Source organism: Phycicoccus jejuensis, from assembly GCF_044797865.1.
Taxonomy (GTDB): Bacteria; Actinomycetota; Actinomycetes; order Actinomycetales; family Dermatophilaceae; genus Phycicoccus; species Phycicoccus jejuensis.
Window position 1 is genome coordinate 3,205,336 of record NZ_CP085209.1, and the last position, 23,647, is coordinate 3,228,982.

The 23,647-nt window shown below is 75.0% G+C and carries 22 protein-coding genes; 7 read left to right on the forward strand and 15 right to left on the reverse strand.

Features of this window, described 5'->3' with window-relative positions; all coding sequences use genetic code 11:
• Window positions 1–3 precede the first annotated feature (3 nt).
• Genes LG324_RS15165 through LG324_RS15175 form a run of 3 tightly spaced genes read left to right on the forward strand, consistent with a single transcriptional unit; the run spans window position 4 to window position 1,598 of the window.
• Complete coding sequence (locus tag LG324_RS15165; RefSeq protein WP_404349235.1) at window positions 4–576, forward strand: helix-turn-helix domain-containing protein; 573 nt, start codon at window positions 4–6, stop codon at window positions 574–576.
• 2 nt (window positions 577–578) lie between these two features.
• Window positions 579–818, forward strand: coding sequence for a hypothetical protein (locus LG324_RS15170; protein ID WP_404349237.1), 240 nt, complete (start codon window positions 579–581; stop codon window positions 816–818).
• 45 nt (window positions 819–863) lie between these two features.
• Window positions 864–1,598 (forward strand): MFS transporter, encoded by a 735-nt coding sequence (locus tag LG324_RS15175; RefSeq protein ID WP_404349239.1) that lies wholly within the window; start codon window positions 864–866, stop codon window positions 1,596–1,598.
• Here the strand turns inward: LG324_RS15175 and LG324_RS15180 are convergent.
• The 5 genes from LG324_RS15180 to LG324_RS15200 form a co-directional block, all read right to left on the reverse strand.
• Window positions 1,588–2,403, reverse strand: coding sequence for an alpha/beta fold hydrolase (locus LG324_RS15180; protein ID WP_404349242.1), 816 nt, complete (start codon window positions 2,401–2,403; stop codon window positions 1,588–1,590). The two genes, LG324_RS15175 and LG324_RS15180, sit on opposite strands and share 11 nt — an antisense overlap.
• Window positions 2,400–3,998, reverse strand: a complete 1,599-nt coding sequence (gene ffh, locus LG324_RS15185; protein ID WP_404349244.1) for a signal recognition particle protein — start codon at window positions 3,996–3,998, stop codon at window positions 2,400–2,402. Before ffh ends, LG324_RS15180 begins: the two co-directional genes overlap by 4 nt.
• A gap of 185 nt (window positions 3,999–4,183) precedes the next feature.
• Entirely contained in the window at window positions 4,184–6,580 is a 2,397-nt protein-coding gene (locus LG324_RS15190; protein WP_404349247.1) for a [protein-PII] uridylyltransferase, read from the reverse strand.
• Window positions 6,581–6,583: 3 nt separating this feature from the next.
• Window positions 6,584–6,922, reverse strand: a complete 339-nt coding sequence (locus LG324_RS15195) for a P-II family nitrogen regulator (RefSeq protein WP_030527957.1) — start codon at window positions 6,920–6,922, stop codon at window positions 6,584–6,586.
• Complete coding sequence (locus LG324_RS15200) at window positions 6,922–8,319, reverse strand: ammonium transporter (RefSeq protein ID WP_404349249.1); 1,398 nt, start codon at window positions 8,317–8,319, stop codon at window positions 6,922–6,924. Before LG324_RS15200 ends, LG324_RS15195 begins: the two co-directional genes overlap by 1 nt.
• Before the next feature lie 141 nt (window positions 8,320–8,460).
• Between LG324_RS15200 and LG324_RS15205 the strand changes: the two genes are divergently transcribed.
• On the forward strand, window positions 8,461–8,847 hold the full coding sequence (locus tag LG324_RS15205) for a thiol-disulfide oxidoreductase DCC family protein (protein WP_404349252.1): 387 nt from the start codon (window positions 8,461–8,463) through the stop codon (window positions 8,845–8,847).
• 31 nt (window positions 8,848–8,878) lie between these two features.
• Here the strand turns inward: LG324_RS15205 and ftsY are convergent, their stop codons facing one another.
• The 3 genes from ftsY to LG324_RS15220 all read right to left on the reverse strand — a co-directional run bounded on the left by ftsY (window position 8,879) and on the right by LG324_RS15220 (window position 12,373).
• Complete coding sequence (gene ftsY / locus LG324_RS15210; protein ID WP_404349254.1) at window positions 8,879–10,081, reverse strand: signal recognition particle-docking protein FtsY; 1,203 nt, start codon at window positions 10,079–10,081, stop codon at window positions 8,879–8,881.
• A gap of 55 nt (window positions 10,082–10,136) precedes the next feature.
• Window positions 10,137–12,089 carry a M13 family metallopeptidase gene (locus LG324_RS15215; RefSeq protein WP_404349257.1) on the reverse strand — a complete coding sequence of 651 codons (1,953 nt, stop codon included), beginning with the start codon at window positions 12,087–12,089 and terminating at the stop codon, window positions 10,137–10,139.
• A gap of 80 nt (window positions 12,090–12,169) precedes the next feature.
• Window positions 12,170–12,373 carry a hypothetical protein gene (locus tag LG324_RS15220; RefSeq protein ID WP_404349260.1) on the reverse strand — a complete coding sequence of 68 codons (204 nt, stop codon included), beginning with the start codon at window positions 12,371–12,373 and terminating at the stop codon, window positions 12,170–12,172.
• Between the two features lie 74 nt (window positions 12,374–12,447).
• Here LG324_RS15220 and lepB point away from each other — a divergent pair, with 74 nt between their 5' ends.
• Together lepB and LG324_RS15230 are read left to right on the forward strand one after the other, a co-directional pair.
• Window positions 12,448–13,164, forward strand: coding sequence for a signal peptidase I (lepB, locus tag LG324_RS15225; protein ID WP_404349263.1), 717 nt, complete (start codon window positions 12,448–12,450; stop codon window positions 13,162–13,164).
• 183 nt (window positions 13,165–13,347) lie between these two features.
• Window positions 13,348–14,379 carry an NAD-dependent epimerase/dehydratase family protein gene (locus tag LG324_RS15230; RefSeq protein WP_404349265.1) on the forward strand — a complete coding sequence of 344 codons (1,032 nt, stop codon included), beginning with the start codon at window positions 13,348–13,350 and terminating at the stop codon, window positions 14,377–14,379.
• A 230-nt stretch (window positions 14,380–14,609) separates the two neighbouring features.
• On the opposite strand, the gene smc is transcribed toward LG324_RS15230, so the two are convergent.
• The 3 genes from smc to LG324_RS15245 all read right to left on the reverse strand — a co-directional run bounded on the left by smc (window position 14,610) and on the right by LG324_RS15245 (window position 19,146).
• Window positions 14,610–18,182 carry a chromosome segregation protein SMC gene (gene smc / locus LG324_RS15235; protein ID WP_404349267.1) on the reverse strand — a complete coding sequence of 1,191 codons (3,573 nt, stop codon included), beginning with the start codon at window positions 18,180–18,182 and terminating at the stop codon, window positions 14,610–14,612.
• 295 nt (window positions 18,183–18,477) lie between these two features.
• The gene (locus tag LG324_RS15240) at window positions 18,478–18,771 is read right to left on the reverse strand and encodes a chorismate mutase (RefSeq protein WP_036829645.1); all 294 of its coding nucleotides are present in this window, start codon (window positions 18,769–18,771) and stop codon (window positions 18,478–18,480) included.
• Window positions 18,772–18,831: 60 nt separating this feature from the next.
• Window positions 18,832–19,146 carry an acylphosphatase gene (locus LG324_RS15245; RefSeq protein ID WP_404349270.1) on the reverse strand — a complete coding sequence of 105 codons (315 nt, stop codon included), beginning with the start codon at window positions 19,144–19,146 and terminating at the stop codon, window positions 18,832–18,834.
• 93 nt (window positions 19,147–19,239) lie between these two features.
• Here LG324_RS15245 and LG324_RS15250 point away from each other — a divergent pair, with 93 nt between their 5' ends.
• The gene (locus tag LG324_RS15250) at window positions 19,240–21,183 is read left to right on the forward strand and encodes an acyltransferase family protein (protein WP_404349272.1); all 1,944 of its coding nucleotides are present in this window, start codon (window positions 19,240–19,242) and stop codon (window positions 21,181–21,183) included.
• Here LG324_RS15250 and mutM read toward each other — a convergent pair.
• Genes mutM through LG324_RS15270 form a run of 4 tightly spaced genes read right to left on the reverse strand, consistent with a single transcriptional unit; the run spans window position 21,161 to window position 23,573 of the window.
• Window positions 21,161–22,030 (reverse strand): bifunctional DNA-formamidopyrimidine glycosylase/DNA-(apurinic or apyrimidinic site) lyase, encoded by an 870-nt coding sequence (gene mutM, locus LG324_RS15255; protein ID WP_207023241.1) that lies wholly within the window; start codon window positions 22,028–22,030, stop codon window positions 21,161–21,163. The two genes, LG324_RS15250 and mutM, sit on opposite strands and share 23 nt — an antisense overlap.
• On the reverse strand, window positions 22,023–22,787 hold the full coding sequence (gene rnc / locus LG324_RS15260; protein ID WP_036829643.1) for a ribonuclease III: 765 nt from the start codon (window positions 22,785–22,787) through the stop codon (window positions 22,023–22,025). The genes mutM and rnc overlap by 8 nt, the downstream gene beginning before the upstream one ends.
• Before the next feature lie 11 nt (window positions 22,788–22,798).
• Window positions 22,799–22,993 carry a 50S ribosomal protein L32 gene (gene rpmF, locus LG324_RS15265; RefSeq protein WP_030527944.1) on the reverse strand — a complete coding sequence of 65 codons (195 nt, stop codon included), beginning with the start codon at window positions 22,991–22,993 and terminating at the stop codon, window positions 22,799–22,801.
• 1 nt (window position 22,994) lies between these two features.
• Entirely contained in the window at window positions 22,995–23,573 is a 579-nt protein-coding gene (locus LG324_RS15270) for a DUF177 domain-containing protein (RefSeq protein WP_030527943.1), read from the reverse strand.
• Window positions 23,574–23,647 lie beyond the last annotated feature (74 nt).

A 23,647-nucleotide genomic window follows, 5' to 3' on the forward strand; every position in this document is an offset into this window, starting at 1 on the left:
GGGATGGCCGACGCGTACGACGACCTCGAGCTCGACGCCCGCGGGATGCGGGCCCTCGCGCACCCGGTGCGCGTCCGCCTCCTCGGCGAGCTGCAGCGCCACGGTCCCTCGACGGCGACCCGCCTCTCCCCCGTAGTCGGCGCGACGCCGTCGGTCACGAGCTGGCACCTGCGCCACCTCGCCGAGCACGGGATGGTCCCCGACGCGGCGGTGCCGGGGTCCGGGCGCGAGCGGTGGTGGGAGGTCGTGAGCCGGGGCTACCGGCTGTCCGCCGACGGCCCGGGTGCGCTCGAGGCCGGCCGGGCCCTCGCCCGCGTCGTCGAGGAGGTCGAGGGCGACGTCGTCGGCGACTGGCACCGCGACACCGAGCCGGGGCTGCCCCCCGCGTGGCAGGAGGTCGCGGGGCGCTCGAGCACCCGCGTGCTCGTCACCCGCGAGGAACTGCTCGCGCTCGAGGCCAGGTGGGAGGAGCTGCTCGCGCCCTACGTCCACCGCAAGACCGACCCCGCCTCCGCCCCCGCCGGCGCGCGCCTCGTCCACGTCCTGCGGCACGTGATGCCCGAGCGCGACGGCTGAGCGTGGCCGGCGCCCCGCCCCTCGCACCGACCGCCCCGCTCTGGCGCGGCCGGCGGTTCGCCACCGCCTGGGGCGCACAGACGGTGTCCGAGCTCGGCGACCGCGTCTCGGAGCTGGCCGTCCCCCTCGTCACCGCCGACCTCGCCCGCGCGCTCGTCGTCCTCACCGTCCCGGTCGCCGCAGCGCTCGGGGCGCTCACCTTCGGCCACCTGCTCGCCGTCGCCCTGCTGCTCGGGGCGTGATCGACCCTCTTCCGCTCCGCGTGGCAGCCGTTCTTCGTCGCGCTCGTGCCCCGCGAGCGCTACGTCGAGGCCAACGGGCACTTCGCCGCGACCCGCTCGGTCTCGTTCGTCGCCGGCCCCGCGCTCGGTGGCGGCCTCGTCCAGCTGCTCACCGCCCCGTACGCGCTCGTCGTCGACGGGCTCTCGTTCCTCGCCTCCGCGGGCCTGCTGCGCAGCGCCGACGTGCCCGACCGCGAGCCCGCCCCGGACGACGGCTCGTCGCTGCGCCGGCGCGTCGCCGACAGGATGCGGTACGTCTGGCGCGACCCGATCCTCGCGCCGCTGCTGCGCTGCGTGTCGTGGGTCAACCTCTTCACCTTCGTCGTGCAGGCCCTGCTCGTCGTCTTCGCCAGCCGCGAGCTCGGGCTCTCCGCCGGCACGATCGGCTTGGCCCTCGGGCTCGGCGCCTCGGGTGGGCTGCTCGGCGCGGTGGTCGCCGGACGGGTCTCGAGGCGTCTGGGCATCGGGCGCACCGGCGTCGTCGGGCTGCTGCTCTTCACGGTGCCGACGTCCGCGCTCGTCCTCGCCGACGGGTCGGACCTCGCGAAGGCGTCGGTGCTCGCGGCCGTCGAGGCGGTGACCGGCTTCGGCGTGATGCTCTTCGACGTCGGGACGGGGCCGGCGATCGCGCTCGCGGCCCTCGTCGCGGCGCTGGCAGTGCTCTGGCTCGTCGGCAGCCCGGTGCTGCGCGTCCGGGCCATCGACGACGTGCCGGACCCGGACCCCGCCGTCAGGGGCTGACCGAGCGGACGACGCGGCGCAGCGTCTCGACGACGACCTGCGGCGCGTCGGTGTGCACCCAGTGGGCGGCGCCCTTGACGGTCACGAGGCGCACGCGCGGGAAGTGCGCGCGCATCCCCGGCACGTCGTCGGGACGCACGTACCCGGACTCGGAGCCGGCCAGCCAGACGACGGGGCCGTCCCACACCGCGTCCCCGAGGTCCGGGAAGTCGGCGATGAGCGAGGCGCTCCCCCGCTCGGCGTCGGCGCGCACGAGCGCGAGGTTGGCCTGCCACGACCAGTCGCTGCCGTGCCGCCGCAGGTTCTGCAGGAGGAAGGCCTTGACGCCGGGGTCGGGCTCGCGGAAGCGCGCCTCGGCGTCCGCACGGCTGGTCAGCTCGGCCAGCGGCAGGGCGTGCATCTCGTCGATGTAGCCCCGGAAGCGGTCGAGGTCGCCGTAGCCCTTCGGGGCGATGTCGACGACGACCAGGCTCGCGAGCAGCTCGGGGTGCCGCAGCGCGAGGACCATCGAGACCTTGCCGCCGAGGCTGTGGCCGACGAGCACCCAGCGCTCCCCCGGCGCGGTCTCGGCGAGGGTCGCCGCGACGGCCGCCGCGTAGCCCTCGTAGGAGAATTCCTCGCTCCACGGCGAGCGCCCGTGGTCGGGCAGGTCGACGAGCAGGCAGCGTGCGGCCGTGCCGTCGGGGCCGGCGAGGGCCTTGGCGATCTGGGTCCAGTTGCGGCCCTGGCCGAAGAGCCCGTGGAGGAACGCGACCCGCGGGCCGTCGGTGCCGACCGCGAGCGTGTTCAGGCCGGGGGTGGTCACTTCCCGAGGAACCTGTCGAAGCCCTTCGGCAGGTTGGCCGGGTCGAAGGCGGCGGGGTCGAGGTCGCCGCCGCCGCTGCCGAAGCTCGCCCCCGAGGGCGGGGCCTGCGCGGCCTTCTGCGCCGCCGCGCGCTCCTCGGCCGCCCGCTTGGCCGGGTTGCCCGACTTGGACTTCTTGCGCTGCGGCGCCTGCTGGCGGCCGCGCTTGCCGGGGCCGGAGCCCATCCCGGGCATGCCGGGGATGCCGCCGCCCTTGGCGAGCTGCTTCATCATCTTCTGCGCCTCGCCGAAGCGCTCGAGCAGCTGGTTGACCTCGGAGGTCGTGACGCCCGAGCCCTTCGCGATGCGGGCGCGGCGCGAGCCGTTGATCTGCTTGGGGTGGTTGCGCTCGAACGGGGTCATCGAGCGGACCATCGCCTCGACCCGGTCGAACTCGCGCTCGTCGAAGGCGTCGAGCTGGGCCTTCATCTGGCCCATGCCCGGCATCATGCCGAGGATCGACTTGAGGGACCCCATCTTCTTGATGGCGGCCATCTGCTGGAGGAAGTCGTCGAACGTGAAGTCCTCGGCCGCGAGGAACTTGCGCTCCATCTCGGCGGCCTGGGTGCGGTCGAACGCCTTCTCGGCCTGCTCGATGAGGGTGAGGACGTCACCCATGTCGAGGATGCGCGAGGCCATCCGGTCGGGGTGGAAGACCTCGAAGTCCTTGGTGTTCTCGCCGGTCGAGGCGAACATGATCGGCCGGCCGGTGACCGACGCGACCGAGAGCGCCGCGCCACCGCGGGCGTCGCCGTCGAGCTTGGAGAGGACGACCCCGGTGAAGTCGACGCCCTCGAGGAAGGCCTCGGCGGTCTCGACGGCCGCCTGGCCGATCATCGCGTCGATGACGAAGAGGACCTCGTCGGGCTGGATCGCCGCGCGGATGTCGGCGGCCTGCTCCATGAGGTCGGCGTCGACCGCGAGGCGGCCCGCGGTGTCGACGATGACGATGTCGTGCTGGCGGGCGCGGGCCTCGGCGATGCCGTCGCGCGAGACGCGGACCGGGTCGCCGTGCGAGCGGGTGCCCTCGATGTCGCCGCCGACGACGTCGTGGCCGGCGATGTTGCCGCGCTCGGGCGCGTAGACCGGCACGCCGGCGCGCTGGCCGACGACCTCGAGCTGGGTGACGGCGTTCGGGCGCTGGAGGTCGGCCGCGACGAGCATCGGGGTGTGCCCCTGCTCCTTGAGCCAGAAGGCGAGCTTGCCCGCGAGGGTCGTCTTGCCCGAGCCCTGGAGGCCGGCGAGCATGATGACGGTCGGCGGCTGCTTGGCGAAGCGGATGCTGCGCGTCTCGCCGCCGAGGATGCCGACGAGCTCCTCGTTGACGATCTTGACGACCTGCTGCGCCGGGTTGAGCGCCTCGCTGACCTCGGCCCCGAGGGCGCGCTCGCGCACGCTGGCGGTGAAGGCCTTGACGACCGGCAGGGCGACGTCGGCGTCGAGGAGCGCGAGGCGGATGTCGCGCACCGTCCTGTTGACGTCGGACTCGCTGAGGCGGCCCTTGGTCCGCAGGTTGCGGAAGGTCTCGGTCAGGCGGTCGGACAGGCTCGTGAACACCGGGACAGCCTAACGACTGGTCGACGCCCCGCCGGACCGAGACCCGCGCCACCAAGGCCCGCACCCCCGAGACCTCACGCGTATCGGGTCACCCGATACGACCGCGCTTCACCCGACAACGGTTCTCGGGGAAAGCGCAGCGGTATCGGGTCACCCGATACTCGCGTGGTGGGTGTGACCGGGGGTCAGGCCGGCCCGACCCCGTCGCACGTGTCGATGACGAGGCTGACCGCCTGGGCCACCCGGGCCGGCGGCAGCGGCAGCCCGTCGGCGCCGGTGAGGTAGAAGGTGTCGAGCGTCTGCCCCGCGTAGGTCGCGATGTGCGCCGAGCGGACCGACATCCCCGCGCCGGCGAGCGCCGCCCCGAGTTCGTGGAGCAGCCCCGGCCGGTCCTGCGCCCGCACCTCGAGCACGGTCGCCTCGGTGCTGGCCCCGGGCACGACGAGCGCCCGCGCCTGGCCCGGCGAGCCGATGCCCGACTCCCGCGAGGGCCGGGGCAGGTGGGCGCGGCGGCGGTCGAGGGTCTGCAGCGGCGCGCGGTCGCCACGGCCGAGCCGGGCGAGGCCGCGGACGATGCGCTCGGGGTCCGGGACGGCGCCCGACGGGGACTCGACGTGCCACTCGTCGATGGCGATGCCGTCGACCGTGCGCAGGATGGCCGTGCGCACCGTGTGGCCCTCCGCGGCGAGCAGCCCCGCGGTGTCGGCGAACAGCCCGACCCGGTCGAGGTCGACGATGTCGAGGCGGTGCGACCCGCCGCCCGAGACGACGGTGACCCTCGGCTCACCGGCGCGCACCGCGGCCGCGACCTCGGGGTCGAGCGCGCCCGGCCCGGACGGCGTCTCGGGCCCCGCGGAGGCCGGCACCGGCTGCGGCGCGTCGAGGCGCGCCCGGACGGCGTTCGCCAGCTGGTCCAAGAGCGTCGAGCGCCAGTCGGTCCACGCGAGCGGGCCGGCGGCCGAGGCGTCGGCCTCCGAGAGCGCGAGCAGCAGCTCGAGCACCTCGCGGTCGCCGCCGACGGCCTCGACGGCGGCGTCGACGGTGGCGGGGTCCTGGTGGTCGCGACGGGTCGCGAGCTCGATGAGCGTCAGGTGCTCGCGCACGAGCGTGACGAGGACCTCGACGTCGCGCGGCGGGAACCCCCACCGGGTCGCGACGGTGCGCGTCGTCTCGGCGCCGGTCACCGAGTGGTCGTGCGCGCCGCGGACCTTGCCGATGTCGTGGAGCAGCGCGGCGACGAGGAGCAGGTCCGGGCGCGAGGTGCGGCGCACGAGCCCGGCCGCGCGGACGACGGTCTCGACGAGGTGCCGGTCGACCGTGTGCCGGTGCACGGCGTTGCGCTGCGGGCGCGAGCGGACGGCGGCCCACTCGGGCAGCCACTGCTCGACGACGCCGACCTGGTCCAGCCCCTCCCAGACGGTGACGAGCCCGGGGCCGGAGGCGAGGAGGTCGCCGAGCAGGTCGCGCGCGGCCTGCGGCCACGGCACCGGGAGCGCGGGCACGTGGGAGGCGAGGTTCTCGAGGGTCGTCGGGGCGACCGGCAGGCCGGCGCGCGCGGCGACGACCCCGGCGCGCAGCGCCATCCCGTCGTCGGTCTCGGCGAGGCGCGAGGAGCCGAGGACGACCTCGCCGTCGCTCGCGAAGTAGCCGTGCCCGAGCGGGGTCATCTGCGGGCGGCGCGGGCCGACCCGCAGCGAGCGGGCGCGCTGCGACTGCCCGGCGCGGCGCACGGTGCGGTCGAGCGCGTAGGCGATGAGCCGGCCGGCGCCGGAGACGGCGGTCAGCAGGTCGTCGGCGTCCGGGAAGCCGAGCAGCGCGGCGACGGCGTCGTGGTCCTCGCGCCCGAGACGGTCGCGGCCGCGGCCGGTCACGACGTGGACCGCGTCGCGGACGTCGAGGAGCAGCTCGTGGGCGCGGTCGACGCCCCCGTGCGGGCGGTCGGCGAGCCACGCCTCGGCGAGCGCGGCGAGGACGGTCATGTCGCGCAGGCCGCCGTGGGCCTCCTTGAGCTCGGGCTCGATCGACTGCGCGAGGTCGCCCTGGCGGGCGTGCCGGGAGCCGAGCGCCTCGACGAGCTGCGGCAGGCGCTTGCGGGCGTTGCCGCGCCAGTCGTGGGCGACGGTGGAGCGGGCGGCGGTCACGAGCTCGGCGTCCCCCGCCACCGCGGCGAGGTCGAGCATCCCGACGGCCGCGGTGAGGTCGGCGGCCGCCACCTGGCGGCACTGCGTGACCGTGCGGACGCTGTGGTCCAGGCGCACCCCGGCGTCCCAGATCGGGTACCAGACCCGGTCGGCGAGGGCGGTCAGCTCCTTGGCGGGCAGGGAGCGCTCGGAGTGCAGGAGGACGAGGTCGTAGTCGGACAGCGGCCCGGCGTCACCGCGCCCGAGGCTGCCGACGGCGGCCAGGGCCACCCCCTCGAGGCGCACCCCGCCGGTCGCGGTGCGCCAGACCTCGGCGAGCCACGCCCGGTTGAAGGTGGACAGGGCCTCCCGGCGCGCCCGGCCGGCACCGGCGACGGCGAAGTCGCGGGTGCCGGCCAGGTCGAGCCTCCGGGAGCCGATGTCGCTCGAGGAGGTGGCCATCGCTCAGATCGCCTCGACCCCGCGCTCCCCGGTGCGGACCCGGGCGACCTCCTCGACGGGCGTCACCCAGACCTTCCCGTCACCGATGCGGCCGGTCTGCGCGGCCTTGAGGACGACGTCGACGACCGAGCTGGCGTCCATGTCGTCGACGAGGACCTCGAGGCGGGTCTTCGGGACGAAGTCCACGGTGTACTCCGCGCCGCGGTAGACCTCGCTGTGCCCGCGCTGGCGGCCGTAGCCCTGGGCCTCGCTGATGGTCATGCCCTGGATGCCGAAGGCCTCGAGGGCCTCCTTCACCTCGTCGAGCTGGTGCGGCTTGATGATGGCGGTGACGAGCTTCATCACTTGGCTCCTTCGAGGTCGAGGCTCTCGCTGCTGCGGGTGGCGGGGGCGGGGGTGGCCCCGCCGAGGCGGCCGCCGCGGGTCGCGAGCTCGTAGGCGGACTCGGCGTGCTCGGCCTGGTCGATGCCGGCGACCTCGACGTCCTCCGGGATGCGCCAGCCCATCGTCGCCTTGAGGGCCAGGGCGATGACGAGGGTGACGACACCCGAGACGACGAGCGAGGCGAGCGCGACGAGGACCTGGACGACGGTCTGCTGCACGCCACCACCGTAGAAGAGGCCGGTGCTCGTGGAGAGCAGTCCCGCGCCGATGGTGCCCCAGAGGCCGGCGACGAGGTGGACGCCGACGACGTCGAGCGAGTCGTCGAAGCCGAACTTGAACTTGAGGCCGACCGCGTAGGCCGACAGGGCGCCGGCGACGAGGCCGAGGACGATCGAGCCGAGGGGCGAGAGGGCACCACAGGCCGGGGTGATGGCGACGAGGCCGGCGACGACACCGGACGCGGCGCCGACGGAGGTGGCGTGGCCGTCGCGGATCTTCTCCAGGAGCAGCCAGCCCATCATCGCCGCGCAGGTCGCGACGGTCGTGTTGACCCAGACGAGGGCCGCGGTGCCGTCGGGGGCGAGCTCGGAGCCCGCGTTGAACCCGAACCAGCCGAACCACAGCAGGCCGGCGCCGATCATCACGAGCGGGACGTTGTGCGGGCGCATCGGCACCTTGCCGAAGCCGACCCGGACCCCGACGACCAGGGCGAGGACGAGACCCGCCATGCCGGCGTTGATGTGGACGACCGTGCCGCCGGCGAAGTCGATCGGCGCGACGTTCGCGACCCCGTCGGTGGAGCCGAAGACGAGCGACGAGAGGCTCGTCTCGGCGCCGGACAGCAGGCCGCCGCCCCACACCATGTGGGCGATCGGGAAGTAGGCGAAGGTCACCCAGAGGCCCGAGAACACCATCCAGGTCGAGAACTTCACGCGGTCGGCCACCGCGCCGCTGATGAGGGCGACGGTGATGACGGCGAAGGTCAGCTGGAAGCCCACGAACGCGAGCTCGGGGATGTTCCCGTAGCCCTCGTAGCCGAACGGGTTGATGACCGCGTCGGTGTTCGCGAGGCCGAACTTCTCGAACGGGTTGGCGATGATGCCGCCCACGTTCTCGGAGCCGAAGGACATCGAGTAGCCCCAGAGGACGTAGACGATGCCGACGACGCCCATGGCGCCGAACGACATCATCATCATGTTGAGGACCGACTTGGACCGGGTCAGGCCGCCGTAGAACAGCGCGAGGCCCGGCGTGGTCATGAGGAGGACGAGGGAGGCGCAGAGGATGAGGAACCCCGCCGACGCGTAGTCGACGGTCTCCGCAGCGTCTGCCAGCGGGAGGAGTGTCGTGCTCATGGACCAGTACTGTCACGGCCCCGGGTTTCACGACCTGCCGCGTCCCGTTACGCCGGTGTTGCGGGATCGGCGTCCGTGTAAGGAACGCGTTTCGCCGTCCGGCCGGTCCCGCATCGTGAGACCCGGTGCGACGATGGAGGGGTGCCCGCTCCCGTGACGCCCCGGCTCCCGGTCCTGCTCTTCGACGGCGACTGCGCCTTCTGCAGCTCGTCGGTGCTCCTGCTCCTGCGCCTGCGCCGCTCCCCCGCCGACTACGCCGTGGAGCCGTGGCAGCAGGTCGACCTCGGGCCGCTCGGGGTCACCGAGCAGGCGTGCACCGAGGCCGTCCAGTGGGTCGCGGCCGACGGCCGGGTGTCGTCGGCGCAGGACGCCGTCGCGCGGGCGCTGCTCGCGTCGCGGCCGTGGGTGCGCCCGCTCGGGGCCCTCGTCCTCGTGCCGGGGGTGCGCCCGGTGGCGCGGGCGATCTACTTCTGGGTGGCGCGCAACCGGCACCGGCTGCCCGGCGGGACGCCGGCCTGCTCGGTCTGAGCGGGGCCGGGCGCCGCGCCGGGCGGCGGCGTCAGTCGATGATCGCGTCGACGAAGGCCTCGGCGTCGAACGGCGCGAGGTCGTCCGGGCCCTCGCCGAGCCCGACGAGCTTGACCGGCACGCCGAGCGCGCGCTGGACGGCGACGACGATGCCGCCCTTGGCGGTGCCGTCGAGCTTCGTGAGCACGATGCCGGTGATGCCGACGACCTGCGCGAAGACCTCGGCCTGCTTCATGCCGTTCTGGCCGGTCGTCGCGTCGAGGACGAGGAGGACCTCATCGACGGGGCTCTGCTTCTCGATGACGCGCTTGACCTTGCCGAGCTCGTCCATGAGGCCGGTCTTGTTCTGGAGGCGGCCCGCGGTGTCGACGATCACGACGTCGGCCTCGAGCTCCGCGGCGGCCCTGACGGCGTCGAAGGCGACCGACGCGGGGTCGGCGCCGTCGCGGTCGGAGCGCACGGTCGGGACACCGACCCGCCCGCCCCACGTCTCGAGCTGGTCGGCGGCGGCGGCGCGGAAGGTGTCGGCGGCGCCGAGGACGACGTCCTTGTCCTCGGCGACGAGCACGCGGGCCAGCTTGCCGACGGTCGTCGTCTTGCCGGTGCCGTTGACGCCGACGACGAGGATGCAGGCCGGGCGGTCGCCGACGCGCTCGTCGGCGAGCGAGCGGTCCATCGACGGGTCGACGAGGGCGAGCAGCTCCTCGCGCAGCAGGCGGCGGACGGCGGCCTCGTCGGCCACGCCCTCGACGGCGACGCGGGTCCGCAGGGCGTCGACGAGCTCGGTCGTCGCGGCGACCCCGAGGTCGGCGGCGAGGAGGGTGTCCTCGACCTCCTCCCACGCGGCGTCGTCGAGCTTGCCGCCCGCGAGCAGCGCGAGCAGGCCGCGGCCGATCGCCGTGTTGGAGCGCGCGAGGCGCGCCCGGAGGCGGTGCAGCCGGCCGGCCGGGGCCTCCGGGGTCTCGACCGTCGGGACGGTCGGGGTGGGCGCCGGCGCCGGGGCGGGCGGCTCCTCCTCGACGACCTCGCCGGGGTGCTCGATCGTCCCGATCGCGCCGTCCGGGGCGAGGTCGGCGTCGGCCGGGCCGGGCGTGCCCGGGGCGTCGGCGCGCTCGGGCGCCTCGAGGTCGCGCTCGGCGCCGCCGCGTCCGCGGACGAGCCCGAGGACCACGCCGCCGACGACGACGAGGACGGCGACGGCGATGCCGACGTAGGTGAGGATCGAGTCAGTCACCCGGCCATCCTGTCAAGGCGACCGGCGCAGCCCAAACCGGACGGGCGGGCCCGCGTCAGAAGATGCTGACCCGCTCCGCCTCCGGCAGGTACATGCCGTCGCCCGGCTGCGTCCCGAAGGCCTCGTGGAAGGCCGTGAGGTTGCGCGCGGCGTTCGCGCGCAGGTCCATCGGGCTGTGCGGGTCGACGGCGAGCAGGCGCTCGGCCTCGGCGGCCCGCGCCATCCCGCGCCAGACCTGGGCCCAGCCGAGGAAGAAGCGCTGGTCGCCGGTGAAGCCGTCGAGCTCGGGCGCCTCCTGCCCGCCGAGCGAGATCCGGTAGGCGGCGTGGCCGATGGTCAGGCCGCCGAGGTCGCCGATGTTCTCGCCGACGGTCAGCGCACCGTTGACCGGCGTGCCGGGGGCGTCGCGGGTCTCGAGGACGGAGAACTGCCCGATGAGCGCGTCCGCGAGCGCCTGGAACCGCTCGCGGTCCTCGGCGGTCCACCAGTCGCGCAGCTCGCCGCGGCCGTCGAACTGCGAGCCGGAGTCGTCGAAGCCGTGCCCGATCTCGTGGCCGATCACGGCGCCGATGCCGCCGTAGTTGACCGCGTCGTCGGCGTCGACGTCGAAGAAGGGGGGCTGGAGGATCGCCGCGGGGAAGACGATCTCGTTCATCCCCGGGTTGTAGTACGCGTTGACGGTCTGCGGGGTCATGAACCACTCGGTGCGGTCGACCGGGCCGCCGAGCTTGGCGAGGTTGCGCGCGGCCTCGAAGGCGCTGGCCCGCTTGACGTTGCCGAGCAGGTCGCCGGCCTCGACCTGGAGCGCGGTGTAGTCGCGCCAGCGGTCGGGGTAGCCGATCTTCGGGGTGAACGCCTCGAGCTTGGCCAGGGCCTCGGCCCGTGTCGCCGGCCCCATCCACGGGACGGCGGACAGGCTCTGCCGGAACGCCTCGACGACGTTGTCGACGAGCTCGAGCATCCGCGCCTTGGCGTGCGGCGGGAAGTGGCGCTCGACGTAGAGCTGCCCGACGGCCTCGCCGAGCGCGTCCTCGACGAGGGAGACGGCGCGCTTCCAGCGGTCGCGCAGCCGCGGGACGCCCGAGAGGGTGCGCCCGTAGAAGTCGAAGTTCTCCTCGACGAAGGCCGAGGACAGGTACGGAGCGTGCGCGTGGACGACGTGCCACGCGAGCCAGTCGCGCCACGCCTCCACCGGCTCGTGCCGGAGCGCCTCGCCGAGCGCGGTGAGGTAGCCGGGCTGGCGCACGACGACCGCGGAGAAGGTGCGGGCCGGGGCCTGCATCCCCGCGAGGAAGGCGTCCCAGTCGATGCCGGGGGCGAGCGCGTCGAGGCCGGCGCGGTCGAGCAGCGTGTAGGTCCTGACCGGGTCGCGGTTGGTCACCTTGTCCCAGTGGTGGGACGCGAGGTGGGTCTCGAGCGCGACGACGCGCTCGGCGGCCCCCTGCGCGCCGAGGTACCCGGCGAGCTCGAGCATCCGCGCGACGTGCGGGGTGTAGGCCTCGAGCACGGCGGCGTGCTGGGGCTCGCGGTAGTAGGACTCGTCGGGCAGGCCCAGGCCGGCCTGCTCGAGGTAGACGACGTAGCGGTCGGGGTCGCGGTCGTCGGTGTTGACGAAGGGGACGACGGGGCCGAAGACGCCCTCGCGGGCGAGCTCGCCGAGCAGGCCCATGAGGCCGGAGGCGTCGCGGACGGCCGCGACCCGCTCGAGGTCGGCGAGCACGGGGCCGGCGCCGAGGGCCTCGACCCGCTCCTCGTCCATGAAGCTCGAGTAGAGGTCGCCGACCTTGGCCGCGACCGTGCCGGGCGCGGGCGACCCGGCGGCCGTCTCCTCGATGATCGTCCGGACGTGCTCCTCGGCGGCCTCGCGCAGGGCGTCGAAGGTGCCGTAGCGCCCGCGGTCCTCGGGGATGGTCGTGCGCGCCAACCAGCTGCCGTTGGTGAACGCGAACAGGTCGTCCTGCGGGCGGACCGTCTGGTCGACGGCCGACATGTCGATGCCGGACCTCATCGGGGCGGCTCCTTCGCTCTCGGGGGTCGTCTCATTCGACCACACCCCGCGGACACCCGGAGCCGGGTGGCGCCGTGCGCTCAGGCGGCGACGGTCTCGCGCTGCGGCCGGCCGTCGTCCGGGGCCGTCCGTCGGTCGCCGCGCTCGCGCAGGCCCGCGACGGCGGCGGTCCCGCGCTCCGTCAGCACCTCGCGGCCGGCCCGACGGGCGGGGACGGCCACCATCCCGAGGACGGCGACGGCGAGGGCGACGAGGAGGAGCAGGGTGACGACGACCGCGAGCATGCGTCCATTCTCGGGACCCGGTGCGCACGTGGCCAAATCGACACCTGTCACGGGCCGCAACTAGGGTGGCGCGGGTGACCGACCCCGGTGTCGCGACGGCCGAGCCGCCCACCACCCGACGTCGGCGTCGGCTGCCGTGGTTCACCGAGGTCCTCGTCGCCGTGGTGGCGATCGCCCTCGTCCAGGCCTTCCTCGTCAAGCCCTTCGGCGTGCCGTCGCAGTCGATGGAGAACACCCTGCGGATCGGTGACCGCATCCTCGTCGACCGCCTCGACCACGCGGTCGATCGGGGTGACGTCGTCGTCTTCGGGCACGGCGCGACGTGGCAGGACCGTCGGCTGCCGCCGGCCTCGAACCCGCTCGCCCGCGTCGCGCGCGCGGTCGGCGACGTCGTCGGCATCGGCCCGAGCAACACCTCCTACACGGTCAAGCGGGTCGTCGGGCTGCCCGGCGACCGCGTCGCCTGCTGCTCGGTCGACGGCCGGGTGACGGTCGACGACGTCGCCCTCGACGAGCCCTACGTCCACGACGACCTGCCGTTCGTCCGCGGCAGCCTCGACTGCGCGAGCACCCCACGCTCTCAGCGCTGCTTCCCCCAGGTGACCGTGCCCGAGGAGAACCTCCTGGTGCTCGGCGACCACCGCTCGCAGTCGGCCGACTCCGTCCTCGGCTGCCGGGGCTCGACGTCGGGAGGCGGCGAGTGCGCCCGCTTCGTCCCCGTCGAGCGCGTCGTCGGGCCGGTGGTCCTGCGCTTCTGGCCCCTCGGCTCCGTCGGCCCCCTCCCCCGCTGACCGACTCCGCCCCACCTGTCCCACCCGTCACGACATTTCGGGGTCACCCCGAAATGTCCACGAGACACGGGTCACGAGCCGGGGTCTCGTGGACGAACCGGGGTGTCGGCGTTCGCCACGACGCGCTCCGCCCTGCGCGAACAGCCCTTCCGGGCGACCCGTCGGTCGTGGTCGGGTGGCCGGATGCGACTCCTCGTCCTCGGTGGCACCGCCTTCCTCGGTCGCGAGCTGGCCCGCGCCGGCCTCGCGCGCGGGCACGACGTCACCTGCGTGGCGCGCGGCCGCTCCGGGGCTCCGGCGGACGGCGCGAGGCTAGTCCGGGTCGACCGCGACGACCCGGACGCCGGGCTCGACGGGGTCGAGCAGGAGGACTGGGACGCGGTGCTCGACGTCGCCCGCGACCCCGGCCAGGTGCGACGGGCCGTGGCCGCCCTCGCCGGCCGGGTCGGTCACTGGGGGTTCGTGTCGACCGCCAACGTCTACGCCGACCACTCCGTCCCGGGCGCCGACGAGTCCACGCCGCTGCTCGCCCCGCGCGACGTCGGCGGCGACGACCCCGACGCCTACGGCGGCGCCAAGGTCGCGTGCGAGCAGGCCGTCCTCGACGGCCTCGGCCCGTCCCGGACGCTCGTGGCACGCGCGGGCCTCATCGGCGGGCCGGGTGACTCCTCGGGGCGCACCGGGTGGTGGCCCTGGCGCTTCGCGCACCCCGCCGCGCCGGGGCGGGTCCTCGTGCCCGCCGCCCTCGGCGACCCGGTCCAGGTCCTCGACGTCCGCGACCTCGCCGCCTGGATGGTCCGCTGCGCCGAGTCCGGCACGAGCGGCGTCGTCGACGCGGTCGGCCCGACGACGACCTTGGGGCGGCTGCTCGAGGCATCCCGTGCGGCGTCCGGCGGTGATGCCGAGGTCGTCGCGGCGGATCCGGCGTGGCTCGCCGAGCAGGGCGTCGACGCGTGGATGGGCCCGCGCTCGCTCCCGCTCTGGCTGCCGTTCGCCGAGTACGGCGGCTTCGCCTCGCGCACCGGCGAGGCCGCTCGCGCGCTCGGCCTGACCCACCGTCCCCTCCTCGAGACGCTGCGCGACACCCTCGCGTGGGAGGAGGCGCGCCCGGCCGACCAACCGCGACGCACCGGTCTCGACGACGCCGACGAGCGCGCCCTCCTCGCGGCCTGGGCGCAGGGGCCGGGTTCGTCCAGCGCGCGCGGATCCCGGTAGCCGAGTAGCGTCCCGGTCACTTCGACCGAGAGGAACACCATGAAGAAGGTTGCTCGTATCGTCGCCGTCTCGCTCATCGCGGGGGGAACGCTCCTGTCCACCACGCTGCCGGCGAACGCGTTCGTCAAGTGCGGACCGTGCTTCGGGTGCTGCGTGGCGCAGAAGTAGGACACCGCCGGGCGACCCGGCACGGAGGGGCCGGGCGCCGGGGGTGCCCGGCCCTTCCCGGGTCAGGCGGACGCGGCGACGTCGCGGATGCGCTGGCTGACGACCGTCGTCACGCCGTCGCCGCGCATCGAGACGCCGTAGAGCGCGTCGGCGACCTCCATCGTGCGCTTCTGGTGCGTGATGACGATGAGCTGGCTGGAGTCGCGCAGCTCCTCGAAGAGGGTGATGAGCCGGCCGAGGTTGGTGTCGTCGAGCGCGGCCTCGACCTCGTCCATGATGTAGAACGGGCTCGGGCGGGCCTTGAAGATCGCGACGAGCAGCGCCACCGCGACGAGCGAGCGCTCGCCGCCGGACAGCAGCGAGAGCCGCTTGACCTTCTTGCCGGGCGGGCGCGCCTCGACCTCGATGCCGGTCGTCAGCATGTTGTCGGGGTCGGTGAGGACCAGCCGCCCCTCGCCGCCGGGGAACAGCCGCTGGAAGACGCGCTCGAACTGCTCCTTGGTGTCGAAGAAGGCCTCGGTGAAGACCTGCTCCACGCGCTCGTCGACCTCCTTGACGATGTCGAGCAGGTCGCGCTTGGAGCGCTTGAGGTCCTCGAGCTGGGTCGTGAGGAAGGTGTGCCGCTCCTCGAGCGCCGCGAACTCCTCGAGCGCGAGCGGGTTGACCCGGCCGAGCGCCGAGAGGGCGCGCTCGGCCTTGCGCAGCCGCTTCTCCTGCTCCTCGCGGACGTAGGGCTGCGGCTCGGGCAGCGCGTCGGGGTCCTCCCCCGGCGCGGCGACGTGCGGGACCGGCTGGTGCGGCCCGAACTCCTCGACGAGCACGTCGGGGTCGACGCCGAGCTCCTCGACGGCCCTGGCCTGGAGCTGCTCGATGCGCGCCAGCTGCCGGGCGCGGGCCATCTCGTCGCGGTGCGCGGCGTCGGTGAGGTCGCGCAGCTCGTCCTGGACGGTCCCGAGCCGCTCCCGCAGCCCGGCCACGGTGCGGTCGCGCTCGACCCGCTCGGCCTCGGCGGCGTCGCGCAGCGTCCCGGCCCGGGTGAGCGCGGCGGCGACCTCCTCGACGGCCCACGTGGCGGCCTCGTGGACGGCGGCGGCGACCTCGGCCTCGCGGCGGCGCTTCTCGCGCCGCTCGCGCAGCCGCTCGCGGGCGGCGATCTCGTTGCGGGCGGCGCCCTCGAGGGAGTCGGCGCGCCCGGCGAGCGAGCGGGCCCGCTCCTCCTTGGTGCGCAGGGCGAGGCGGACCTCGGTCTCGGCGGTGCGGGCCCGGCTGGCCTCGAGCTCGAGGCGGTCGCGCTCGTCGGTCGAGGGGTCGGCGTCGTCGGCGGCCGGCTCGGCCTCCGCCTCGGCGAGGCGCTGGGCGAGGGCGTCCAGCTCGGCGCGGTCGGCCTCGAGCCGCTCGCTGGCACCGGCGATGGCCTTCTCGGCGCGCTCGGCCTCGGCCCCGGCGGTGCGCATCGCGGCCCCGAGTCCGCCGAGGCGCTCGGCGACGGCGGCCATCCGGGCGTCGGACTCGTGGAGGGCCTCGAGCGCGGCGTCGACGGCGGTCTCGGCGGCGGTCGCCTTCTCGCGGGCGGCGGCCAGCGCGAAGCGCGTCCGCTCGGCCCGCGCCGTGGCCTCGTCGAGGGCGGCCCGGGTCTCGTCGACGGCGGCCTGGACCTCGAGGAGGCTCTCGCCGGCGCTGCTGCCGCCGCGGGCCCAGCCGGGTCCGAAGACGTCGCCGTCGGCGGTCACGGCGGTGACGCCCGGGTGGCGGGCGACGAGGGCGACCGCGTGGGCGGCGGTCGGGACGAGGGCGACCCGCTCGAGCACCTGGTGCACGGCGGGCAGGACGGTGTCCGGGGCGGTGACGACGTCGCGCGCCCAGACGGCGTCGGCGTCCAGCGCCGGCCACGACGCCGGGTCCTGCGGCGCGGCGGTCTCGCCGACGAGCAGCGCGGCCCGGCCACCGTCGGTGTCGCGCAGCGAGGCGAGCGCGGCCGCGGCGGCGTCCGCCGACCCGACGGCGAGCGCCTCGGACGCCCACCCGAGCGCGGCGGCGACCGCGGCCTCGTGTCCCTTGGCGACCTGGACGAGCGCCGCGACCGCGCCGATGACGGCGTGCGCGTCGTCCGCGGCCTCGAGCAGCGTGGCGGCGCCGTCCTTGCGGCGCAGGCTCAGCTCGAGCGCCTCGAGGCGGGCCTGGGCGGTCGAGCGGTCGCGCTCGGCCTCGCGCTCCTCCTGCTGGAGCCGCTCGACCTCGGCCTCGACCTCGGCGAGCCGCTCGGCGGCCGCCTCGTACGTCGTGTCGAGTCCCTCCTCGCCCTCCTCCTCGTGGGCGATGCCACCCTCGAGCGAGGCGAACTCGCGCTCGGCGTCGGCGGCGCGCTGGCGGGCCTCGGTGACGAGGGCCTGGAGCCGGCCGATCTCGGCCTCCCCCGCCTCGATGCGGCTGCGCCGGGCGCCGACCTGGCCGGCGAGCTTGGCCAGCCCCTCGCGACGGTCGGCCGCGGCCCGGGCCAGGCGGGCGAGGCGCTGCTGCTCGGCGGTGAAGGCCTTCTCGGCGTCCTCGCGGGCGGCGACGGCGTCCTGGAGGGCCTGGGTCGTCTCGGCGATCTCGGCCTGGAGCAGCTCCTCGGCCTCGCGGGCGCGGGCGGCCTGCGCGCGCAGCTCCTCGGGGTCGCGGCCGGAGGTGCTCTCGTGCACCTCGTCCTGTGAGAGCAGGCGGACCCGCTCGGCCGCGACCGAGCCGGTGGACTCGAGCCGATCGCGCAGGCTCTGGAGCCGCACGACCCGCTCCTGCGCCCGGCCGAGCTCGGGCGCGGCGTCGGCGGCCTGGCGCTCGACCTCGGTCAGCCGGCCGCGGACCGTCGCGAGGGCGTCCTCCACGGCGGTGCGCCGCTCGAGGAGAGCGGTCTCGTCGGCCACCTCCTGCTCGACGATGCCGGTCAGCTGGACGAGGTCGTCGGCGAGCAGGCGCAGGCGGGCGTCGCGGACGTCGGCCTGGACGACCGCGGCCCGGCGCGCGGCCTCGGCCTGGCGACCGAGCGGCCCGAGCTGGCGGCGGATCTCGCCGGTCAGGTCCTGGACGCGGGTGAGGTTGCCCTCCATCTGCTCGAGCTTGCGCAGCGCCCGTTCCTTGCGGCGGCGGTGCTTGAGGACGCCGGCGGCCTCCTCGATGAACCCGCGGCGCTCCTCCGGGGTCGCCCGCAGCACGGTGTCGAGCTGGCCCTGGCCGACGATGACGTGCATCTCGCGGCCGAGACCGGAGTCCGAGAGGAGCTCCTGGACGTCGAGCAGGCGGCATCCCGTGCCGTTGATCGCGTACTCGGAGCCGCCGCCGCGGAACATCGTCCGGGTGATCGTCACCTCGGTGTAGTCGATGGGCAGGGCGCCGTCGGTGTTGTCGATCGTCAGGCTGACCTCGGCGCGCCCGAGCGGGGCGCGGCCGGCGGTGCCGGCGAAGATGACGTCCTCCATCTTGCCGCCGCGCAGGCTCTTGGCGCCCTGCTCGCCCATGACCCAGGCGAGCGCGTCGACGACGTTGGACTTGCCGGAGCCGTTGGGGCCGACGACGCAGGTGATGCCGGGCTCGAGGCGCATCGTCGTCGCCGAGGCGAAGGACTTGAATCCCTTGAGGGTCAGCGTCTTGAGGTACATCGGCGGGTCGTCTCTCGCAGGGGTCGGGCGGCCCCGGCCGCGGCCGGGTCGCGGGCGATGCTACCGGGGTCGCGGCGCGGTGGCGGGACGCGGCATCCCCCCGGAGGTGCCTGTGGCCCCTGGTGCCGCTGAGGCTGCTGTGCCTCGTGGGACGTCCGCGGGGCTCGTGCCCGGATCCCACGCATCCCACGCGTATCGGGTCACCCGATACGACCGCGCTCTACCCGGGAACGGTTGTCGGGTGAAGCGCACCGGTATCGGGTCACCCGATACGCGTGTGGTCCGGGGACCGGGGTCAGGAGCCGGCGCCGGCGATGTGCTCGTGGTGGTGGATGACCTCGGCGATGATGAAGTTGAGGAACGCCTCGGCGAACTGCGGGTCCAGCCCCGACTCGTCGGCGAGCGCGCGCAGGCGCGCCACCTGGCGCTCCTCGCGGCCGGGGTCGGCGGCGGGCAGCCCCGCGGCGGCCTTGAGCTCGCCGACGGCCTGGGTGCACTTGAACCGCTCGGCGAGCAGGTGCACGAGAGCGGCGTCGATGTTGTCGATGCTCGAGCGCAGCCGCGCGAGGTCCGGGGGGATGTCGCTCACGGCACCATCGTAGGAACCCGCGCCCGGGCCGGCGCGCGGCGTCCGGAGCGCGAACGGGGCTCAGCGCTCGCGGAACCCGCTCTCCCCCTTGGCCGCCGCCCACAGCGGCGCGGACACGAGAGCCACGTGGCCCGGCCGGCCGGTCGTCGACGGCTCCTCCCCGAGCATCCCGTGGAGGGCCTCGACGGCGGCGCGCGGCCCTTCGGCGACGACCTCGACCCGTCCGTCGGCGGTGTTGCGCGCCCAGCCGACGAGCCCGAGCTCGAGCGCCCGGGCCCGGGTCCACCAGCGGAAGCCGACCCCCTGCACGCGGCCGCGGACGAACACGGTCGCCCGCTCGCCGTCCCCGCGCCCGTCCTGCCGCTCCTCGTCCACGCGCCGATCGTAGGCAGCGCGCGCGACAGGCGTCACAGGCGCCCCACAGCGCGCCTCCGTCACGGCGGCCCCCCGCGTCACTACCGTTCCAGCATGGACCCGGTCGCACCCGCGGCGCCCGACGGGCTCGGTGGCGTCACCACCGCGACCCGCCCGGTCGACGACGCCTCCCGGCCGGGCCACCGCCTCGCCGGTCTCGACGGGCTGCGCGCCCTCGCGGTCGTCGCGGTCGTCGTCTTCCACCTCGACCCCGGCTGGCTGCCCGGCGGGTTCCTCGGCGTCGACGTCTTCTTCGTCCTCTCCGGGTTCCTCATCACGACGCTCCTCCTGCGCGAGCGCGCGAGCACCGGCCGGGTCGACCTGCGGGGCTTCTGGACCCGCCGCGCCCGCCGCCTGCTGCCGGCGCTGCTCGTCCTCGTGCCGTCGGCGGTGCTGCTGGCCCGCGTCGCCGAGGGCGACCTGCTCGTCGGCGTCGGTCGCCAGGTGCTCGGGGCGCTGACCTTCACCTCGAACTGGCTCGAGGTCGCGGCCGGCACCGACTACTTCGCGGCGACCTCCCCGACGCTGCTCGCGAACCTCTGGTCCCTCGCGGTCGAGGAGCAGTTCTACCTGCTGTGGCCGCTCGCGCTCCTCCTCCTGCTGCGGGCGGTCCGCCGGCCGGAGGCGCGGGCCGCCACCGCGCTCGGGCTCGCCGTCGCCTCCTCGCTGCTCATGGCCCTGCGCCTGGACCCGGACGCCCCCACGCGCGTCTACTACGGCACCGACACCCACGCGACGGGTCTGATGGTCGGCGCCGCCCTCGCGCTGGCGCTCGCCGCCCCCGGGCGCGCGGGCACGCGGACCGCCCTCTGGGAGCGCCACCGCCGCACGGTCGGCGCCGTCGCGCTCGCCGTCCTCGGCGGCCTGCTCGTCCTCGCCGACGAGCAGTCGTCGCTGACCTTCCGCGGCGGCATCCTCCTCGCCTCCCTCGCGACGGCCGGCGTCGTCCTCGTCGTGGTCGAGCGGCCCGGCCGGCTGCGCGCCCTGCTCGACCTGCCCGCGCTCCGCTGGGTCGGCTCGCGCAGCTACGGCATCTACCTGTGGCACTGGCCCGTCGTCCTCGTCGTGGGGCAGGACATCCCCGTCGCGCCGGGCGGGCTCGACTACGTGCTGACCCGCGGCTGGGCCGTGCTCGTCACGGTCGCGGCCGCGGACCTCTCCTACCGCTTCGTCGAGACCCCGGTCCGGCGCCTCGGCTTCGGCGGGGCCTTCCGGGCCCTGGCCCGCCGGATGCGTCGCGCCGGGACCCGCCGGGCCCGCACCGTGTGGGCCGTCCTCGCCGTCGCGGCCGTCGCGACGACCGCGGTGATGGCGACCGCCCCCGACCGCACCGCCACGGAGCAGATGATCGAGGCCAACGAGGCGGCCCTGGCCCGCGAGGCCGCCGCCACGAGCGCGGCGCCGACTCCCTCGGCCACCCGCTCCCCCGTACCGGCCGAGGCCGCGGGCACCCGGCCCACCGCCGCCGACTGGAGCATGCCCACGGGCGCGGAGGTCGACGCGTTCGGCGACTCGATGCTCGTCGGCGCCAAGCAGGCGATGGAGTACTACTTCCCGAAGATCCGCATCGACGCCCGCTCCAACCGCCGCTGGAGCGAGGCGCCGCGGCTCGTCGGGGCCCGTGGCGACGGGCTGCGCCGCGTCGTCGTCCTCGCCTTCGGCACGAACTTCGGCACCGACGCGCGGTCCATCGAGCGGACCCTGCGCGAGATCGGGCCGGACCGGATGGTCGTCGTCCTCACCGTGCACGGCCGCTACGCCCGGGCCGAGACCGACAACGAGCAGCTGCGCGAGGTCGTCGCCGGGCACGACAACGTCGTCGTCGCGGACTGGGACCGGGCGCTGGCCGACACGAGCGGGATGCTCCAGTCGGACGGCATCCACCCGAGCATCCGCGGGGCGCACCTCTACAGCTCGACCGTCCGGACCGCGATGGCGCAGCTGTCGGAGCGCAAGACCGGGAAGCCGGTGCGGCTCAAGCCGATCCCGCTGCCCTGACCCTGCGGGGGCGCGGCTGGCAGCGCGGGCACGAGAACGAGCTGCGGTTCATGAACTGCTCGCGGCGGATGGGGGTGCCGCAGCGTCGGCACGGGCGGCCCGCCTGGCCGTAGGCGGCGAGCGAGCGGTCGAAGTAGCCCGAGGCGCCGTTGACGTTGACGTAGAGGGCGTCGAAGCTCGTCCCGCCCTGGCCCAGCGCCTCGGTCATCACGTCGGTCGCGTGGTCGAGGAGGGCACCGATGCGCGGCTTGGTCAGGGCCGACGCCGGCCGCTCGCCGTGCACCTGCGCGCGCCAGAGGGACTCGTCGGCGTAGATGTTGCCGATGCCGGAGACGACGGTCTGGTCGAGCAGGACGCGCTTGACCGCGCTGTCCTTGGCCTTGATGCGCCGGATCGTCGCGGCCCGGTCGAAGGCCGGCTCCAGGGGGTCGGGCGCGATGTGGGCGATGCTGCGCGGCACGCCGGCGTCGTCGAGGTCGGCGAGCGCGAGACCGCCGAAGGTGCGCTGGTCGACGAAGCGCAGCTCGGGTCCGCCGTCGTCGAAGGTGAACCGGCCGTGGAGGTGCTTCTCGTCGGGCGCGGCGGCGTCCTCGACGAGCAGCTGGCCGCTCATCCCGAGGTGGAGGATGAGGCCGACGGAGTCCTCGAGGTCCCACCAGAGGTACTTGCCGCGGCGGCGGACGGCGGCGACCCGGCGGCCCTCGAGGCGCTGGGCGAGGTCCTGTGGCCCGGGCAGGTGGCGGCGCGCGACCCGATGTCCCCGCAGCTCGACGGCCGCGAGACGCCGGCCCTCGACGTGTGCGGCGAGGCCGCGGCGGACGACCTCGACCTCGGGGAGCTCAGGCACCGCTCGGGCGGCCCTCGGGCGGCTCGTGGGCGTCGCGGATGGCGGCCCAGCCGTGGGCGGCGGCCTCCTGCTCGGCGACCTTCTTCGTCCGGCCGCAGCCGCGGCCGAGGACCTGGCCGCCGACGACGACCGCGGCCTCGAAGGACTTCGCGTGCTCGGGGCCGTCCTCGGTCACGACGTACTCGGGCGAGCCGAGGCCGTGGCGCGAGCTGATCTCCTGCAGGCTCGTCTTCCAGTCCAGGCCGGCCCCGAGGGTGGCGGACTGGGCGAGCAGCGGGTCGACGAGGCTGTGGACGAGCTCGCCCGCGGCCTCGATGCCGGCCGACTGGTACACGGCGCCGATGACCGCCTCGACGGTGTCGGCGAGGATCGAGTCCTTGTCGCGCCCACCGGTGCTCTCCTCGCCGCGGCCGAGGAACACGAAGTCGCCGAGGCCGAGCGTGCGCCCGACGTCGGCGAGGGCCCGCATGTTGACCACGGCGGCGCGCAGCTTCGCGAGCTGGCCCTCGGACTCGTCCGGGTTGGTGTCGTAGAGCGTCGTCGTGACGACGAGCCCGAGGACGGAGTCACCGAGGAACTCGAGCCGCTCGTTGTGCGGCAGTCCCCCCATCTCGTACGCGTACGAGCGGTGGGTGAGGGCACGCCGGACCAGCGCCTCGTCGACCGGACCGCCGGTCACCTCCGAGAGGTGACCGACGAGCTCGGCGACGGGGCGCAGGGGCGCGAGTGCATCGGCCGAGGCCGACCCCTTCCCCATGGGGAGGGGGGTCAGCCCTGGTGCTCGGTGCGCTCGGCGGCGCCGAAGTGGCGCCCCTTGTAGGTGCCGCACGACGGGCACGCCATGTGCGGCTGGGTCGGCGCCTTGCACTGCGGGCAGGTGGTCGTCGCGACGACCGTCGCCTTCCAGTTGGCGCGGCGCGAGCGGGTGTTGGAGCGCGACATCTTCCGCTTCGGAACGGCCACGTCAGGTCCTCTTCTCTGTCGGCGTGGACGGGTTCTCGGCCAGGGCCGAGAGCGCCGCCCATCGGGGGTCGATCTCGTCGTGCTGGTGCTCGGGGTCCTCCGCGAGCGGCTGTCCGCACACGGAGCAGAGCCCGGGGCAGTCCGGCCGGCACACCGGCTGGAACGGCAGTGCAGGCACCACCGTGTCCCGGACCACCGGGTCGAGGTCGATGTAGCCGTCCTCGACGCGGTACTCCTCGTCGGCGTCCTCGTCCCCCACCTCGTGGTGGTGGTCGTGGCGATCGGCGTGAACGAACAGCTCCTGGAAGTGACCGTCGAGCGGGACGCTCACCGGGTCCAGGCACCGCACGCAGGCGCCGGTGGCCGTACCGCGCACCGAACCCGTGACGAGCACGCCCTCGACGACGGACTCCATCCGCAGCGAGAGGGACAGCGGGCTGCCCTCCTCGACGCGGATGACGTCGGTGCCGAGATCGCTCGGCGCCCCTGCCTCACGCTCGAGCTCGTGCATCGTCCCGGGTCGACGGCCCACGAGCTTGGTGTCGAGCACCAAGGGGGACCGGGGATCGAGACGCGACATGGGCTTTCGGTGGGGTCGGGACGGGTTCGGGTCACGCCGCACGGACGCAGACCGAAGGACAACGGTACCGGCAG